Source organism: Planococcus koreensis (assembly GCF_004761975.1).
GTDB lineage: Bacteria > Bacillota > Bacilli > Bacillales_A > Planococcaceae > Planococcus > Planococcus koreensis.
The window spans coordinates 48810-66848 of the sequence record NZ_RQII01000016.1 but is presented as its reverse complement, the minus strand read 5'-3'; the positions used below and the strand labels follow the sequence as shown (position 1 = coordinate 66848).

General features: G+C 49.2%; 15 protein-coding genes. 12 read left to right on the top strand and 3 right to left on the bottom strand.

What is annotated here, in order from left to right; all coding sequences use genetic code 11:
* The first annotated feature begins 70 nt into the window (after nucleotides 1-70).
* A complete protein-coding gene (locus tag EGV91_RS03885) occupies nucleotides 71-1522 on the top strand; it encodes a phospholipase D family protein (RefSeq protein WP_135500864.1) in 1452 nt (483 codons plus the stop codon).
* 82 nt (nucleotides 1523-1604) lie between these two features.
* Here EGV91_RS03885 and EGV91_RS03880 read toward each other — a convergent pair whose 3' ends face one another.
* Nucleotides 1605-3164 carry an ABC-F family ATP-binding cassette domain-containing protein gene (locus EGV91_RS03880; RefSeq protein ID WP_135500863.1) on the bottom strand — a complete coding sequence of 520 codons (1560 nt, stop codon included), beginning with the start codon at nucleotides 3162-3164 and terminating at the stop codon, nucleotides 1605-1607.
* 147 nt (nucleotides 3165-3311) lie between these two features.
* Nucleotides 3312-3494, bottom strand: a complete 183-nt coding sequence (locus tag EGV91_RS03875) for an SE1832 family protein (protein ID WP_135500862.1) — start codon at nucleotides 3492-3494, stop codon at nucleotides 3312-3314.
* Between the two features lie 160 nt (nucleotides 3495-3654).
* On the opposite strand from EGV91_RS03875, the gene EGV91_RS03870 reads away from it, so the two are divergent.
* Nucleotides 3655-5478 (top strand): cation:proton antiporter, encoded by a 1824-nt coding sequence (locus EGV91_RS03870; RefSeq protein WP_135500866.1) that lies wholly within the window; start codon nucleotides 3655-3657, stop codon nucleotides 5476-5478.
* Nucleotides 5479-5599: 121 nt separating this feature from the next.
* On the top strand, nucleotides 5600-6163 hold the full coding sequence (locus tag EGV91_RS03865) for an NADPH-dependent FMN reductase (RefSeq protein ID WP_135500861.1): 564 nt from the start codon (nucleotides 5600-5602) through the stop codon (nucleotides 6161-6163).
* A gap of 140 nt (nucleotides 6164-6303) precedes the next feature.
* Here the strand turns inward: EGV91_RS03865 and EGV91_RS03860 are convergent, their stop codons facing one another.
* Entirely contained in the window at nucleotides 6304-7242 is a 939-nt protein-coding gene (locus EGV91_RS03860; protein WP_158290562.1) for a nuclease-related domain-containing protein, read from the bottom strand.
* A 236-nt stretch (nucleotides 7243-7478) separates the two neighbouring features.
* Between EGV91_RS03860 and EGV91_RS03855 the strand changes: the two genes are divergently transcribed.
* The 9 genes from EGV91_RS03855 to EGV91_RS03815 all read left to right on the top strand — a co-directional run bounded on the left by EGV91_RS03855 (nucleotide 7479) and on the right by EGV91_RS03815 (nucleotide 17889).
* Nucleotides 7479-9638 carry a DNA topoisomerase III gene (locus EGV91_RS03855; RefSeq protein WP_135500859.1) on the top strand — a complete coding sequence of 720 codons (2160 nt, stop codon included), beginning with the start codon at nucleotides 7479-7481 and terminating at the stop codon, nucleotides 9636-9638.
* Between the two features lie 56 nt (nucleotides 9639-9694).
* Nucleotides 9695-10183: a Cys-tRNA(Pro) deacylase gene (gene ybaK, locus EGV91_RS03850; RefSeq protein ID WP_135500858.1), complete on the top strand. Its 489-nt coding sequence runs from the start codon at nucleotides 9695-9697 to the stop codon at nucleotides 10181-10183.
* Nucleotides 10184-10247: 64 nt separating this feature from the next.
* Entirely contained in the window at nucleotides 10248-10889 is a 642-nt protein-coding gene (locus EGV91_RS03845) for a YczE/YyaS/YitT family protein (RefSeq protein WP_135500857.1), read from the top strand.
* A gap of 157 nt (nucleotides 10890-11046) precedes the next feature.
* Nucleotides 11047-11697 carry a class I SAM-dependent methyltransferase gene (locus EGV91_RS03840; RefSeq protein WP_135500856.1) on the top strand — a complete coding sequence of 217 codons (651 nt, stop codon included), beginning with the start codon at nucleotides 11047-11049 and terminating at the stop codon, nucleotides 11695-11697.
* Between the two features lie 43 nt (nucleotides 11698-11740).
* Nucleotides 11741-12214: an S-ribosylhomocysteine lyase gene (locus EGV91_RS03835; protein ID WP_135500855.1), complete on the top strand. Its 474-nt coding sequence runs from the start codon at nucleotides 11741-11743 to the stop codon at nucleotides 12212-12214.
* Nucleotides 12215-12225: 11 nt separating this feature from the next.
* Complete coding sequence (locus EGV91_RS03830; protein ID WP_135500854.1) at nucleotides 12226-13158, top strand: PLP-dependent cysteine synthase family protein; 933 nt, start codon at nucleotides 12226-12228, stop codon at nucleotides 13156-13158.
* Nucleotides 13155-14288, top strand: coding sequence for a bifunctional cystathionine gamma-lyase/homocysteine desulfhydrase (locus EGV91_RS03825; protein WP_135500853.1), 1134 nt, complete (start codon nucleotides 13155-13157; stop codon nucleotides 14286-14288). The genes EGV91_RS03830 and EGV91_RS03825 overlap by 4 nt, the downstream gene beginning before the upstream one ends.
* A 213-nt stretch (nucleotides 14289-14501) precedes the next feature.
* Nucleotides 14502-16607: an immune inhibitor A domain-containing protein gene (locus EGV91_RS03820; protein WP_135500852.1), complete on the top strand. Its 2106-nt coding sequence runs from the start codon at nucleotides 14502-14504 to the stop codon at nucleotides 16605-16607.
* 91 nt (nucleotides 16608-16698) lie between these two features.
* The gene (locus EGV91_RS03815; RefSeq protein WP_135500851.1) at nucleotides 16699-17889 is read left to right on the top strand and encodes a glycine C-acetyltransferase; all 1191 of its coding nucleotides are present in this window, start codon (nucleotides 16699-16701) and stop codon (nucleotides 17887-17889) included.
* The last annotated feature ends 150 nt before the right edge of the window (nucleotides 17890-18039 follow it).

Here is an 18039-nt window from a genome sequence, read left to right as displayed (position 1 = left end):
TTTTTTCCATAAAATTAATGCATTGTTTCTACATCTTCTTGCTATAATGAAGGAGAGGGGGAACGAATTTATGCGTAAAAAAGTCAAAGGGTGGAGCAAGCGCAGAAGAATTGTCTACGCGACTGCAGGGATATTGGCATTAATGTATATAAGCGTCATCATTTGGCATACATATAAGCCTTTGCCTGAAGGGATTTCGTATGAAGGCGAATTGCGCAATCTAGAGAACGTGGAAATGCTGTATGACCTATCGTTTGCACAAGATAAAGAAGGCACCCAAACCGAATATCATTTGGAGATATTCGATGAAATTTTTACGATGATTGATGAAGCGGAAGAATTTATCGTAATCGACCTTTTTTTGTTTGATAATTACAACGACCAGAAAATAGAGTTTCCGGCCGTATCGGAATTGCTGACAGAGCATTTATTGAAAAAGAAAGAAGAAAATCCGGATATGCCGATTTATTTTATCAGCGATCCATTGAACATAGGATACGGCTCTTATCAAAACCAGTTTTTTGATACGATGGGCAAGGCGGGAATCGAAATCATCATCACGGATTTGGATAAGCTGCGCGACTCGATGCCGCTGTATTCAGGCTTTTACCGTGTCATTTTTCAGTGGTTCGATACGGGCGGCCGCGGCTGGGTTCCGAATGGCATGTCCAGTGACGCACCGGATTTATCCATTGCCTCTTATTTAACGATGCTGAACATCAAAGCCAATCACCGGAAAGTGGTCATTACGGAAAAAGAAGCCATCGTCAGCTCGGCAAATCCCCATAACGCCAGCGGCCTCCATGGCAATATGGCGTTTAAAGTAAGCGGAGAAATCATCAATGACCTGCTTGAAGCGGAAGAAGCCGTTTCGAAGTTTTCCGGTGGTCCGGAGTTTCCAAGAATCGATGCGGACGAACAAACAGGGGAGTACCAGGCGCAGTATTTGACGGAAAAGAAAATCCAGAATGGCCTTCTCGCGGATATCGAAAAAGCACAGGACGGGGATGCCATCTGGCTTGGCATGTTCTATATCGCACAAGCGGAAGTGGTTGATGCTTTGGAAGCAGCTGCGAAGAGAGGCGTCGAGGTCAGAATGATCCTTGACCCGAACGAAAATGCCTTCGGCACGGAAAAAACCGGTCTTCCAAACCGGCCTGTGGTCAATGAGATTCTGGAGAATTCCGGCAATAAAGTGAAAGTGCGCTGGTATAACGCAGTTGTCGGCCAATATCACACAAAAACTTTGATGGTCAAAACAGCGGAAGAAACCTATATCTACGGCGGTTCGGCCAATTATACCGAACGGACATTGGATAATTACAATTTGGAAAACGATATCCGCATCATCGCTCCGAACGACAGCGAGCTGACAGAAAATGTGGACAGCTATTTCAATATGCTATGGGACAATGAAGGCGCGATGTACACCCTCGAAGTTGAAGAATTCCAGGATGACTTCACTTTCTGGCAGCGCGGCATCTACGCTTTCCAGAAAATATTCAAACTGACGACTTATTGAGTTCGGCACGCAGAAGCATTCTGCGAATAAAACAAAAAGAAGCTCCGAGAAAAAATCTCGGGGCTTCTTTATATTTTGGAGCTTAAATTGATTGTTTTCCTGCTTCGATCCATTCTTCGACGTTCCAGACTTTCGTCGCCAATCCTTCGTAGAATTCAGGTTCGTGGCTGACCAGGACGATCGTGCCTTTATAAGCCTGCATAGCGCGCTTCAATTCCGCTTTGGCGTCGATGTCCAAGTGATTTGTCGGTTCATCGAAAATGAGCCAATTGCTTTCTTCCATCATCAATTTGCACAAACGGACTTTTGCTTGTTCGCCACCGCTCAATTGGGTCATCGAACGGGAGATGTGCTCGTTTTTCAAACCGGTGCGGGCTAAAGCTCCGCGCACTTGGCCTTGTTCCATGCTCGGGTAAGCAGACCAGATTTCATCAAGCGGCGTATGGCTTGGCGCTTTGACTTCCTGCTCGAAATAGCTTGGCGTCAAGTATTCGCCGCGGATGACGTCGCCGTCAAGCGGTTTGATCTTGCCGAGCATCGTTTTCAGCAGCGTCGATTTCCCGACGCCGTTCATGCCGACCAAAGCGATTTTCTCGCCGCGTTCAATCATGAATGTCAACGGCGGCAATAGCGCTTTGTCGTAGCCGATCGTCAAAGCTTCCGCTTCGACGACGTAGCGGCTTGGGCTGCGTGTTTCTTTAAACGAAAATTGCGGTTTTGCCGCAACTTCCGGCTTGTCGATGCGATCGATGCGGTCCAATTGCTTCTGGCGGGATTTTGCACGCCCGGCAGATGACGCACGCGCTTTATTCTTAGCTATGAACGTCTCGGTTTTCTTGATCATGTCGGCTTGTTTTTCATAAGCGTCCATATGCTGCTTTTTCGCAAGTTCCGCAAGTTCGATGAATTTCTCGTAAGTCGCTGTATAGCGCGACAGGCGCGAGAATTCCAAGTGGAAAATGACGTCTGTGACGCTGCTCATGAATTCCGTATCATGCGAGATCAACAAGAACGCGTGCGGATAGTTTTTCAAATAATTGACGAGCCATTGAATATGCTCTTCGTCCAAATAGTTGGTAGGCTCATCCAGCAGCAATACTTTCGGCTTTTCCAACAACAATTTCGCCAGCAGCAATTTCGTACGCTGCCCACCTGAAAGAGCTTCGACAGGGCGTTCCAGTCCGATAGCGTCGAGGCCAAGGCCGCGTGCAATTTCTTCGATTTTCACGTCAAGCGTGTAAAAATCGCCGGCATCCAAAGCATCCTGCACTTCCGCCATCTCTTCCAATAATTCTTCAAGGTTCGCATCAGGGTCGCCCATTTGCATGGCGATGTCGTTCAATTCCGCTTCTTTAATGTACAAAGGCTTGAATGCATCCTGCATCGTTTCGCGGATTGTGCGCCCCGGCGTCAATTGTGTATGCTGATCCAAATAGCCGTAATGCGTTCTCGGCTGCCATTCGACACGGCCTTCATCGTGGATGATCTTGCCCGTCAAAATATTCATCATTGTCGATTTGCCGACGCCATTCGCGCCGACCAGGCCGACGTGTTCGCCTTCAACCAAGCGGAACGACACTTCGTTGAACAAGGTGCGGTCACCGAATGTGTGACTAAGGTTTTCTACTGTTAATAAAGCCATTTAATAAATTCCTCCATTTTTTAACGCTATTAAGGTGTTTCTATATTCTTTGAATGCGGATGTGCCGAAAAAATCCAGTTGCGCCGAATCCGGCACAGGCGCTTGGCAAAGGCACCGGCATAAAAGATGTCAAAAAAAAATCGCGGTCTACAATTCCGCGAGTTGTTTGTTCAATTCCGCAAGGTTTTGTTCCATTTTCGCTAAACGCTGTTCCGCTTTTTCCACCATTTGATGATGTCCGGTCGTCTCCAGCTTCTCTATGTCGCCTTGGTGGCGCACATAATCCATCTTCAGTTCAGCGATTGCATATTCCAATTCTTCTCTAGTCAAAGAAATCCACCCTTAGTTTTTCCTTATTGTATCACAAATCCACAAAATTTAAATCCTTAAGCATCGGGCTTGTGCTTTCAAAAATTGGGGTATAACCGATATAATAGGCAATACTTCAGAAAGGGGGCCGCATGACATTAATAGTTTATTGTTCGATTTAATGCTGATCATTTTTCTGGGAGTGATTTCCCAATGGATTGCCTGGCGTTTGCAGCTGCCGGCAATTGTCCTAATGTCGATCGCTGGCCTCTTAGCAGGGCCGCTGCTCGGCATCATCAGCCCGGCCACAAGCTTTGGCGACTTATTCAATCCATTTATTTCATTGGCGGTAGCCATTATCCTGTTTGAAGGCAGTTTGAACCTGAACTTCAAAGAAATAAGGGGATTCAGTAAGCCGGTAGGGCGGATTGTATCCATCGGCGCGTTGATCGCCTGGATTGCAGGATCGCTTGCCGCCCATTATATGGCGGGCTTGTCGTGGGCGGTGGCGTTTGTCATCGGCGGATTGTTCATTGTCACAGGCCCGACAGTGATTTTGCCGATGCTCCGGCAGGCGAAGCTGAACGCACGGCCAGCTGCCATCCTGAAATGGGAAGGCATTGTCGTCGATCCGTTCGGCGCCTTGCTGGCATTATTCGCTTTCCAATTCGTGTTGTTCGCAATCGGCGACGAAACCGCTGCGGCATTCGGCCTATTTTTCCTGGCCTCGTTGTTTGCGGTCATTCTTGGGGTCGGCGCCGGATTCGGCATGGGCAGGATGTTCGAAAAAGGGCAAGTGCCCGAATTTCTCAAATCGCCAATGGTCTTTGGCGTCGTGCTGCTGACATTTGTCGTCTCGGATATGATTATGCACGAAACCGGATTGCTCGCTGTCACCGCAATGGGCATGACGATGGCCAATATGAATATCACATCCATCAATGACATGCGCCATTTCAAAGAAAACATCTCCGTGCTGCTCATCTCGAGCATCTTCGTCATGCTAACGGCGTCGCTCAGCCTCGACGTGCTGCTGGAAATCTTTAATTGGCGCATCATCGCATTCGTCTTGACGACGCTGTTCATCGTGCGGCCGCTGTCGATTTGGCTGTCGACGATCGGCACCGATCTGAGCTGGCAGGAGAAAACCTTGATCGGCTGGATTGCACCCCGCGGCATTGTCGCGTTGACGGTGTCGGGCTATTTCGCCAGCACCTTATTGGATGCGGGGTTCGAAGATGCGGAACTATTGACCGCGTTGACATTTGCGCTGGTGTTTTCGACCGTTGTCGCGCACGGCTTCACGATTGGCTGGCTCGGGCGCAAACTGGGGCTCGCTTCATCTGAAGCGCCAGGCGTGCTCATCGTCGGAGGCAGCCGCTTCACCATTAGCCTCGGCAAGGTACTGAAGGAAATGAATCAAAAAGTGCTCATCATGGATCCATCATGGGGCCGGCTGCAGCAGGCGCGCCAAGCGGAATTGCCGAATTTCACCGGCGAAATCCTGTCTGAACACACTGATTACGAAGTCGATTTGACGCCATACGAAATGATGGTCGTCGCGACCGAGACGGATTCGTATAACGCGCTGGTCGTCAATAATTACGTTCCGGAGATGGGCCGTTTGAACCTTTACCAAACCGCTATCCACACGGGCGACCCGGCTGATTTCCATGCATCGTTGAGCGGCCGGACACTGTTCGGCAACGACTGGAATATCCATGAACTCGACTGGAAAGCTGAACAGGGATATGCGATGCGCAAGACGCAAATCACCGGCCAGTTCACGTACGAAGAATTCAAGGAACGGTCGATCGAAGGCACGATTCCGTTGTTCATCAAGCGCGCGCAAGGCAAACTTGAATTCATTACCGCGGATTCTGAAATTGAGCCGAAAGAAGGCGACACCCTCGTCAGCTTTTCACCGCCAGAGCATCAGGAAATCCGTGTCCAAGGCAAACTGGAATCGAATCGCAACCGCATCGAATCTCAGTCTAAAGAATGAAATCTTCTAAGGGGAAGTTTTCAGGTGCGTATAATGAAACCGGGTTTGCTATCATGAAGTGAGGGTTACGAGAAGGGCGGCGCGGCCGCCTGTCATATACGTATTTGAGGAGGATTCAACGATGAAAATTTTATTGGTGGACGGAACGATTATTGGAAGAAAAACAGGGGCAATCCTGGAACAGGTGAAATTGTATATCGAGGAGACCAATCCCGAATTGACGTTGGAAATCATGAATCTCAGTGATTTCGAGCATCAATTCGTCGATGGCCGCCCGCTTGGCGATTACAACGAAGACATGCGCGAAATGGTGCGCCGTTTCACGGAAGCGGACGGCTACATCATCGCGACGCCGATTTTCCAGGGCTCGATTCCAGGCGTCTTGAAAAACGCATTCGATATGCTGCATCCGCGCACAATGCGCTACAAGCCGGTATCGATTGTCGCAAACGGCGGCACATACCAACACCACCTGGTCATCGAGAACCAGCTGAAGCCGATACTCGATTATTTCCGCTGCCTCGTGACGCCGAACTACGTCTACACGCACACGAGCCATTTCGACGAAACCAACTCCATCATCAATGAAGACGTGCATGACCGTCTGCGCGAGTTGGCGCGTGTATTCGCAGAATACGCGAAGATGAGCACTCATTTATCAAAGGAAACGATCGATAATCCATAAGCAAATTGAAAAAACTCCTGTGGGAGGTTTTTTTTTGTTGGATACGCTCTATAAGGGGAGAAATACGCTCTATAACTGACAAAATACGCTCTATAAGCAAAGAAATACGCCCCATTACTTCGAAAATACGCTTCTAGCCTTTATTTCATGCTTCTTCGGAGATCCATTTCAGGAATTACGTAGCGCAGACTTTTTTTATTGCCAATCGTTTGGAAATTGCAGCTTTGCAGAACAATCCACGCGTTCGTGCGCGACTGCATGCCGGTGAATTTGCGGAATTCGCGATTGGAAATGGTCGGGCCGATGAGCAGGCGGTAATCTTGCAGCGCTAGCAAATGGGCATCTGCCAGTTTGGCGGCACATCCAGGGCAGCGCCAATAATTGCGGGAGTAATTCATTTTAATGGAAGGGCAGTGGGGGCAGAAGACACCTTCGAGAAGAGGATAAAGGATAGTTGGTGGAATAGAGAGCTGCAATGGGGGTTGCATGGAAATGAGCTGTTCGGTGTAGTGTTCACTATCGATTTTCGGCGCTGTCCGGTAGCGGGAAACTAATTCATCCAATACAAAGGGAAGCCCCGAGAGATGAATCACATGCCGCTTGATATTCTTGATTTCCAATACGGCTGAAGGATTTGTGAAGACGGCGATGCCGATGATCGGTGTATTGCCGCCAATCAAGCTCCGAATCAGCTTTTCATGCCGGTAAAGCTGGTCATCCGGGTTATTCATGCCTGTGATGATGCCGTTCAAGGTTCGTGTAAACTGCCTTTTGTCGCCGTCCATATGGATGAGACCGCTGATGTTTTTTACTTCCACAATGAGAATGAAAGATGGGAAGATGCATATTGCATCAATTTGATAATTGGGTATTTTGAAAGCAGGGATGATGTTGAAAGGCATGCCAGCATGATATTCCGCGCAAACCCTGTCAAATTGAAGCTCGCCAGCAAATCCCGCAGAGCGCCTGCGGATTTTTTCTTTCAAAAGCGGGTAGTTTTTATGCGCGGGTGAAGTGCGCGCAAGCAACGCTTCCTGATAGATGAGCCTGTAAGGGCGATGCCGTTCGATTAGAAGCAAATACATCATTCCTTTCGTCTGAATTTAACATACTATACCTTTTCCGGAAGGCGATATCAACAGGATTTGAGCGGATTTAATAATACGCTCTGCAAAGGGAGAAATACGCTCTATAAAGGGAGAAATACGCCCCATTACAACGAAAATACGCTTCTAGCCGCCCATAACCCCCGCGACAACCCAGCAAAACCGGAAGATGTTATAATAGACGCTATAGAAATGAGGGTGAAGGAAATATGAAATCAGTCATACTTGCAGAAAAGCCATCGGTGGCGCGCGATATTGCACGCGTGCTGGGATGCGCTCAAAAAGGCAACGGTTATTTGGAAGGCAAACAGTATATTGTGACGTGGGCGCTCGGCCATTTAGTGACGCAAGCGCAGCCGGAACAATACGACAACGACTTCAAGGAATGGAAGATGGAGAATCTGCCGATCATTCCGCAGCCATTCAAACTGGTGCCGATCAAGCAATCGATGAAGCAATACAACGCAGTGAAAGCGCAATTGGCGCGGGGCGATGTCAATGAAGTCATCATTGCGACCGACGCGGGGCGCGAAGGCGAGCTCGTGGCACGCTGGATTTTGGAGAAGACGAAAACGAACAAGCCAGTCAAGCGTTTGTGGATTTCGTCGGTCACCGACAAAGCGATTACCGACGGCTTCAACAACCTGAAAGACGGCAAAGCGTATGAGAATTTATTCCAGGCGGCAGTGGCCCGAGCGGAAGCGGACTGGGTCGTCGGCATAAACGCGACGCGCGCATTGACGGTGAAGTACAATGCCCAATTATCGACGGGACGCGTGCAGACGCCGACGCTTGCGATGATTGCCGAACGCGAACGGCAAATCCGCAGCTTCCAGCCGAAGCCGTATTATGGGCTGCAGGCAGTCGCTGAACAAGCGGCGTTTACGTGGACGGACGGCAAGTCGCCGCAATCGTTCGACAAAGATAAAATCGATAAGCTGTTCAATAAACTCGAAAACACACACGAAGGCATCGTCACGGACATCAAAGTGACGCCGAAGAAACAGCCGGCGCCGCCTTTATTCGACTTGACGGAATTGCAGAAAGAAGCCTATAAGCGCTATGGCTGGTCGGCGAAAGAGACGCTGAACACGCTGCAGAATTTATACGAGCGCTACAAAATCGTCACGTACCCGCGGACGGATTCGAAGCATTTGACATCCGACATGCGCGACACATTGAAAGACCGCGTCAAAGCTGTGCAGACCGGGCCTTACCGTGCGCTTGCGGCAACGATCCTGAAATCGCCGGTCGCTCCGCAAAAAGGCGTCATCGATGACAGCAAAGTGAGCGATCACCACGCCATCATCCCGACCGAGGAAACGCCGCAGATGCACAACCTTTCCGACAAAGAGCATAAATTATACGACATGATCGCCAAGCGCTTTCTTGCCGTCTTTTACCCGATGTACGAATACGACCAGACGACCGTGACCATCGAAGCGGGCGGCGAGACGTTCCAGACGAAAGGCAATACAATCCGCAATGAAGGCTGGAAACGCGTGTATTCCGATGATGAGGAAAACGGCGATACGACTTTGCCGCCGTTTGAAAAAGGGCAGAAGCTCCACATTAAAGGCGTTGCGCTGACAGAAGGCAAAACGAAGCCGCCGGCATTTTTCAATGAAGGGACGCTGCTCGGTGCGATGGAAAACCCTGCGCAGTTCATGGCAGGCGAATCGAAAGAGCTGATCCAGACGCTGGGCGAAACCGGCGGGCTTGGAACCGTGGCGACGCGTGCGGACGTCATCGATAAATTATTCAATACGTTCTTGATTGAAAAGAAAGGCAAGGATTTGACGATCACCTCGAAAGGGCGCCAATTGCTGGAGCTCGTGCCGGAAGATCTGAAGTCGCCGAAACTGACGGCGAACTGGGAGCAGCAGCTGACGAAAATCGCGAAAGGCGAGCTGAAGAAGGAAGAATTCATGAAAGAAATGATCCAATTCGCTGAGAAATCGGTATCGGACATCAAGAAAAGCGACCAGAAATTCAAGCACGACAACATCACCGGCAAGACATGCCCGGATTGCGGCAAGCCGCTGCTTGAAGTCAACGGCAAGCGCGGCAAGATGAATGTCTGCCAGGACCGCGAATGCGGCTACAAAAAACAAGTGGCGATGCAGACGAATGCACGCTGCCCGAATTGCCATAAAAAGTTGGAAATGCAAGGTGAAGGCGACGGCAAGATTTTCGTCTGCAAATGCGGGCACCGGGAAAAGCTGTCGGCATTCGAAAAGCGCCGCAACAGCAACCAGTCCAAAGCAAACAAAAAAGATGTCAATAAATTCATGAATCAGCAAGACGAAGCGCCGGCCAATACAGCGATGGCGGACGCATTGAAGAAATTATTGGGGCAGAACGATTAAATTCCGCCCATATAAATGATATGCTAAAGACAAAAGAAGCATGCGAGGTGCAGTTCATGGCGAAGAAAGTCGCGAAGACCAACGCGGCGCGCATTCTCGATAAAGAGGACGTGGCGCATGAAGTTCTCCAATACGATCCGCAGGACGGCAAGATTGACGGCGTCTCGGTAGCGGCGAAAATCGGCTATCCGGCAGAAACCGTCTATAAAACGCTTGTCGCTGCCGGGAGTTCGAAGCAGCATTACGTCTTTATCATCCCGGTAGCGGAAGAACTCGATCTGAAAGCCGCAGCGAAAGCCGCCGGCGAAAAGAAAATCGAGATGGTGCCGGTGAAGGAAATCCTCAATTTGACGGGCTATATCCGCGGCGGCTGTTCACCGCTCGGCATGAAAAAGCCATTTCCGTCATTTCTTGCGCGGCAAGCCGAAAGCTTGGACGAAATCATCGTCTCCGCCGGCAAGATCGGCATGCAGCTGAAGCTGGCTCCGGAAGATTTGATCAAAACCATGAACGGCCAATATGCCGACGTAACTGCGGCGGGCTGATAAGAAGCCCATCCATTCGTTTGAATGGGTGGGCTCTCACTATGCAATAGAAAGAAGGATCTTAATGGGACGTGCATTATTTTACCGCTGGCTGTTTTTTATTAGCGGACTGATTGTTTTGGCGCTGGGATTTACGATGATTATCAAGGCGGACCGGCTGGGCATCGGGCCATGGGATGTTTTGAATGTCGGTCTATTTAAGAATTTCGGACTGACAATCGGCACGTGGGCGATTTTGGTCGGCTTGGCCGTCATCGTTTCAACAATGGTGTTCACCCGCAAGATCCCGCAAATCGGCACATTCCTGAACATGTTGCTGATCGGTATCTTTATCGACATCTTCAACTGGATGATTCCGGATATCGAAACACTGGGCGCTCAAATCGCGATGTTCCTGGTAGGCTTGTTCATCGGCGGTTATGGCGTAGGCCTATACGTAGCGCCGCGGATTGGAGCGGGACCGCGCGACAGCCTCATGCTGCTGTTGGTTGAAAAAACCGGGCTCAGCATCAGCGTCATCCGGACATCGATGGAAGTCTCAGTGGCATTCATCGGCTGGCTGCTCGGTGGGCCCGTCGGAATCGGAACGATTGCCGTCGCGTTGTTCACCGGCAAAATCGTCCAGATCTCATTGCCGCAATTCGAAAGGCTATTAAAACGAATTATCGAAAAAGGTACGGATGTCCCACCCATTTTAAAAATCTAAAACCAGGTGCAGGGAAGTTGAATCCCTGCACTTTTTATGTTATAAATAAAACCAAGTAATTCAATAGGCATTATAATGATTAAGCCGATTGCCAATTTTCAACAGCGCCTCAGAGCAATAGCAGCATCACGACAATTACAGTAAAAGGGGTTTATATATGGGACGAGAGTTCGTAGAGATTTTCGATGAATGGGTACACACTTATGACGAATCGGTTGAAGGAAAAGATAAAGAATACGAAGATGTTTTCAAGCATTACGACGGCATCCTGCGGGCGACAGCCGATTTGGCGATTAGCCCGGTCGTGGAGTTCGGCGTTGGTACAGGCAATCTGACGCAGAAACTGCTCGAGCGCGGCATGCACGTGACCGGCATTGAGCCGAATGCAGCGATGCGCGAAGCCACTTCACAAAAGCTGCCGGAACTGCCGCTTGCCGATGGGGATTTCCTGGACTTCCCGCTCACAGGAGAAGTGATGACTTTCACCAGCTCCTACGCATTCCACCATTTGACGGATGCGGAAAAAGCGCAGGCTTTCAAACTCTATGCACAAAAACTGCCGGCAGGCGGAAAAGTCGTTTTTGCAGATACTCTGTTCGAATCTTCTGAAATAAAACAGCAAAGAATTGAATTTGAAGAGTCCCGGGCTTATGCTAATCTTGTAGAAGATTTACAGCGCGAGTATTACACGACGCTGCCCGTACTCAGAGAATTGATCGAAGACGCAGGATTCACCGTGGAATTCACACAATTGAACAGCTACGTGTGGCTGATCGATGCGACAAAGAAAAGCGGAGACGGCCGCTAAGCTCCGTCACACAAAAACCACCACACCCAAAGGAGACGATCTCATGAAAAAGATGAATGTTGAAAGCTTTAACTTGGACCATACAAAAGTAGTTGCGCCTTACGTGCGTTTAGCGGGTGAGAAGACTGGAGCAAACGGCGACGTGATCCGCAAATACGATCTCCGCTTCAAGCAGCCGAACAAAGAGCATATGGAAATGCCCGGCCTGCATTCTTTGGAACACATGATGGCGGAACATAGCCGCAACCATTCCGACCAGATCATCGACATCGGGCCGATGGGCTGCCAGACCGGATTTTATTTATCGGTCATCAACCATGACGATTTCGACGACATCCTGGTCATTTTGGAAAACACCTTGAATGACGTGATCGAAGCGGACGAAGTGCCGGCATGCAACGAAGTGCAATGCGGTTGGGCTGCGAGCCATAGTTTGGAAGGCGCGAAAGAATTGGCGCGTGAAATGCTTGCGAAAAAAGACGAATGGCGCCAAGTATTCGTTGAAGAAACGGTATAAGGGGAATTGACATGAAATTTGCGTCCAGCATACAGCAATTGATCGGCAATACACCATTAATGGAATTGACGCATGTCGAGATTCCGAACAACTGCCGGATATTTGCCAAACTTGAATTTTTCAACCCGGGGGGCAGCGTCAAAGACCGCCTGGGTGTTTCTTTGATTGAAGATGCTGAAAGCCGGGGGCTCTTAAAGCCGGGCGGCACGATTGTCGAGCCGACTGCCGGGAATACCGGGATCGGCCTGGCGATCGCCGCAATCGGCAAAGGCTACCAGGTGAAATTCGTCGTACCGGAAAAATTCAGCCAGGAAAAGCAGGGCTTGATGCGCGCGCTTGGTGCGGAAGTCATCAACACGCCGACTGCCGAAGGCATAAAAGGCGCGATTGCAAAAGCGGAACAGCTTGCCGAAGAGCTCGGCGCTTTTTCGCCGTCGCAATTCTCCAATCCGGCAAACCCGGAAACTTACGTCCGCACATTGGGACCTGAGTTATGGGAAGCACTGGACGGCGCAATTGATGTGTTTGTTGCAGGTGCGGGTTCAGGCGGCACATTCATGGGTACATCGCGTTTTTTGAAAGCGCAAAATGAAAAAATCAAAACGGTCATTGTGGAACCGGAAGGCTCGATTCTTCAAGGGGTGTCAGGTCCGCATTTGACGGAAGGCATCGGCATGGAAATTTTGCCTGCTTATATGGACGAAGCTTATTTTGATGCGATCCATTCGATTTTGGACCGGGATGCGTTTACGGCAGTGAAAGAATTGGCGCTTAAAGAAGGCCTGCTTGTCGGCAGTTCTTCGGGCGCCGCTTTCCAGGCAGCATTGAAAGAAGCGGCCGCCGCAAAACCGGGAAGCCATATCGTCACGGTGTTCGCGGATTCAAGCGAGCGCTATATGAGCCAGAACATTTACGGAAGAACTTTTGAGGAGGATCATTCATGAAACCGAAAACGAGATTGATTCACGGCGGCATTTTTGGAGACGAGGCGACAGGCGCTGTATCCACGCCGATTTACCAAGTGAGCACATACAAGCAAGAAGCGGTCGGCAAATTCAAAGGCTACGAGTATTCGCGCACCGGCAATCCGACGCGCCATGCACTCGAAGAATTGATCGCGGATGTCGAATTCGGGCATGCGGGCTTTGCGTTCGCTTCAGGCATGGCGGCGATTTCTTCGGTCATGATGCTGTTTTCTGCAGGGGACCATGTCATTTTGACCGACGATGTTTACGGCGGAACTTACCGGGTCGTCAATAAAGTCCTGAACCGCTTCGGCCTCGAGTTCACGTTTGTCGACACAGGCGATTTAGCGGCAGTGGAAGCGGCTGTCCAAGAAAATACGAAAGCGATTTTCATTGAGACGCCGACGAATCCGTTGTTGAAAGTAACCGATATCGAAGCGGTTTCGGCTTTTGCAAAATCGAAAGGCTTGCTGACGATTGTCGATAATACATTCATGACGCCGTATTTGCAGAACCCGATTCCGTTGGGCGCAGATATCGTCTTGCATAGCGCGACGAAATACATCGGCGGACACAGTGATGTTGTGGCCGGACTGGTTGTTGTCAATACAGCTGAACTGGCAGAAGAAATGCATTTTGTCCAGAATTCAATCGGAGCAATTCTGGGGCCTCAGGATTCGTGGCTATTGATCCGCGGTTTGAAAACCTTGGGCATCCGCATGGAAGAAACCGGCACGAACGCACAGCGGATTGCAGAGTTTCTTGATGGCCACGAGGCAGTCGGGAAAGTCATTTACCCTGGTTTGCCTTCCCATGGCGGCCACGAATTGATGAAGAAACAGTCGGCTGGTTTTGGCGGCATGATCTCGTTTGATGTCGGCAGCCGTGAAAAAGCGGGTGAACTGCTTGCGAAATTGAAATACTTCACGCTCGCCGAAAGCTTAGGAGCGGTCGAGAGCCTGATTTCGGTGCCTGCCCAAATGACGCATGCTTCGATTCCAGCAGAACGCCGTGCTGAACTTGGCATTGGCGACGGTTTGGTTCGCATTTCTGTCGGCATAGAAGATGTAGAAGATTTAATAGAAGATTTGTCTGAAGCTTTAAGCTGAGGTAAAACCGCCCATGAGGCGGTTTTTTCATGCGAATAAAACATTTATTTACTATAATTATCAATTATATTTTATTTATGGTAAAACTTATAGCCGATATGAACTTAAACTTCGACCTCCGAAATAAATACATTAGCATATTCTTCTGAATTGTCTAACATGTTATTATTTTAACCAGCGGTAAAATTCTGACAATTACAGGAGGTCACATACATGAGTAAAAGTAAATGGGCATCAGTCATTTCAGCCAGTGCGTTGGCACTGTCGTTATTAACACCAGCAGCAACAGCAGCACCAGTAGAATCGGTGCCGTCGACTATAGATTGGAACAGCGCGAAATACGGTGAAAGAATCGATATCGACCAGCAATTGAACCAATTGACATTGGATCCGGAGTTCCAAAAGGAAGCGGATAAAAAGATCAAAGCGCAAGCAGGCGCACTTGATGATGAAACAGCTGACGGCGGGGAAGAAGCAGCAGCTGACAGCCCGTTCACATTTGACGGCGGAACAAAAAAATTCCTTAACCGCAACTTGAAATTCAAAGACTTCACACTCCGCAGCGTCGGGGATAATGTTGAAATCTGGGTAGCGAACGACTTGGCATATGGACCAAACAACCCGAAGCCGGCTGACGTGGTCACACAAGCGCAAGTTGATAAATTGAAAGCTGAATTCGACAGCAACATCTATCCCGTAGCGACAGACTTCTTCGGTACACCAGATACATTGGACGGTTCGAACTCGCCGCTTCCAGGCATGGTTGGCCTTCCTGAAGGCTATTACGAAGGATCCGACAAAGTGATCATGCTTGTCGACAACGTGCAGGATGAAGGCTGGAACAACCCTTCATACCCATTCTTCGTGGCTGGATTCTTCTGGCAGACGCTTGAAAACTATACGGACCGCAACATCATCACAATCGATACGAACTCATGGGAATCACGTTTGGAGAACACGTTCTTCGCAACGACAATCCATGAATTGCAGCATTTGATCCAAGCGGACAACGACGGCTCTGAAGAAACGTGGTTGAACGAAGGGATGTCGACGTTCTCTGAATTCCTTGGCGGCTACGGCCACGGCGAAGGTTCGATCAACTTCTATTTGGATCACCCTGAAAACTCCCTTGTAAACTGGGATGAGCACGGAACAGCGAAAACAGGTCCGGAAACAATCGCAGATTACGGGCAAACTTATTTGTTCACACTTTATATGTTCGATAAATTCGGCAAAGAATTCATCCGTGAATTAGCTGTCGACGGTACGACTCAAGGCATGACGAGCGTCAACGAAACATTGAAGCGCTATGGTTCAGACAAAACGTTCACAGAAGTCTATCAGGACTTCATGGCGGCTTTGGCGTTGGACAACTCTGACGTAAGCAGCGATTATAACTTCGACAGCATCGACTTGCGTGAACTGCCTGTAGGCACAGCTGGCGACAAGCGCGGCAAAACAGTCGATTTTGAAAAAGCGAAAACATTTGAAAAAGAAGGCGTTCCGGCATGGGGCGGCGACTTTAAAGAATTCAATTTCGGCACAGACGTGCGTGGCATGGAATTTGATGGCGTTGATTTCCTTCCATTGCAATGGCAGACAACTGCTAATCCATTAGACGCATCTGAGCAAGTATTGCACGCGAACAACGGCGACGAAGCGGATCAATCATTGATCTTCGGAGCAACGGTTCCAACGGATAACGCAACGTTGACGTTCGATCATTACTACGACATTGAAGAACAGTGGGACTATGCAGCGGTACAAGTCTCTACGGACAACGGCGAAACTTGGACTTCATTGGCGAATGAAAACACACGCAGCGATGTAGTGGAAGAAGGCTACCCTACTATCAAAGAAAACGTTCCTGGATTCACTGGGCACAAATTAAACTGGTCCACTGAAACATTCGATCTTTCAGCATATGCTGGACAAGACGTCCTGGTTTCATTCCGCAACATGACGGACTGGGGCTATAACGATACAGGCTGGTTCATCAAAAACGTTCAATTGGGCGATTTCTCAGCTGACGGAACTTCAACAGACCAATTCCAGTCGCTTGGCCAATTGAAAGGCCAGTATGTCGACTTCACGACGACATTCATCCAAACGAAGAAAAACGGGCAGCAGCGCGTCGTCAATGTTGATCCATTCAACGTAACGGATAAAGAAGCATTGGATCTGCAGCAAGTGCTTCGTGAAGGCAATGTGAAAATGATCACTTCTTATGCGGCAGCTGAAGGCCAAAAAGAAGCGAAAGAATTCACGTATGAAGTGAAGTACAAATCAAATAAAGGCAAAGCAAAAGGCAAGAAGTAAGAAGCAAGCGGACCCCGGTCCGCTTTTTCTTTTGCCTTCAATTGCGGTATGATAGGGGAGTGAACTAATACAGGATGGAAGGAAGATCGCATTGTCAAAAAAATTGGATGCATTTTTAAATGAAAACCTGGGCGAATTGAAAGAACAGGGATTATACAACGAAATCGACCCGGTTGAAGGACCGAATGGACCAGTCATCAAGGTCCGCGGCAAAGATTTGATCAACCTGTCTTCTAATAATTATTTGGGCCTGGCTACAAACGAAGAGTTGAAAAAGCTGGCGAAAGACGCCATCGATAAATACGGAGTCGGCGCAGGTGCAGTCCGCACGATCAACGGCACACTCGACATCCACGTGAAATTGGAAGAAAAGCTGGCTGAATTCAAGGGAACAGAAGCGGCGATTTCATTCCAATCCGGCTTTAACTGCAATATGGCGGCGATTTCAGGTGTCATGGACAAAAATGACGCGATTCTTTCCGACCAGTTGAACCACGCGTCGATCATCGATGGCTGCCGTTTGTCGCGCGCAAAAATCATCGCGTTCAAGCATTCGGACATGGACGATCTTCGCCAAAAAGCGAAAGAAGCGACTGAATCCGGCTTGTACAATAAAGTGATGGTCATCACGGATGGCGTCTTCTCGATGGACGGCGATATCGCGAAGCTTCCGGAAATCGTGGAAATCGCGAAAGAATTCGACTTGATCACGTACGTTGATGATGCGCACGGTTCAGGCGTCACAGGCAAAGGAAAAGGCACGGTGAAGCATTTCGGCCTTGAAAAAGAAGTGGATCTGCAGATGGGTACGCTGTCGAAAGCGGTCGGCGTTGTCGGCGGATATGTGGCCGGCAAACAAAACCTCATCGATTGGCTGAAAGTCCGCGCACGCCCGTTCTTGTTCTCGACGGCTGTTCCACCGGGCGACGTGGCGGCAATCATCGGCGCCTTGCAAATGATCATGGATTCGACGGAATTGCATGACAAGCTATGGGACAACGGTGACTATCTGAAAAAAGGCTTGAAAGAGCTGGGCTTCAATATCGGCGAGTCCGAAACACCGATCACGCCATGCATCATCGGCGACGAAAAACTGACGCAGCAATTCTCGAAGCGTTTATTTGAAGAAGGCGTCTACGCGAAATCGATCGTCTTCCCGACGGTTCCAAAAGGCACCGGACGCGTCCGCAATATGCCAACTGCGGCGCACACAAAAGAAATGCTCGATGACGCCATCGCCACTTACGAAAAAGTCGGCAAAGAACTCGGCGTTATCAATTAAAAATATGAAAAACCCGCCATGTTGGCGGGTTTTTTTATGGGGTGATGAAATACGCTCTATAAAGGGTAGAATACGCTCTATAAATTCGAAAATACGCTCTAGTAACCTGGAAATACGCTCTATTAATCAATAAATACGCTTCTAGCGTTG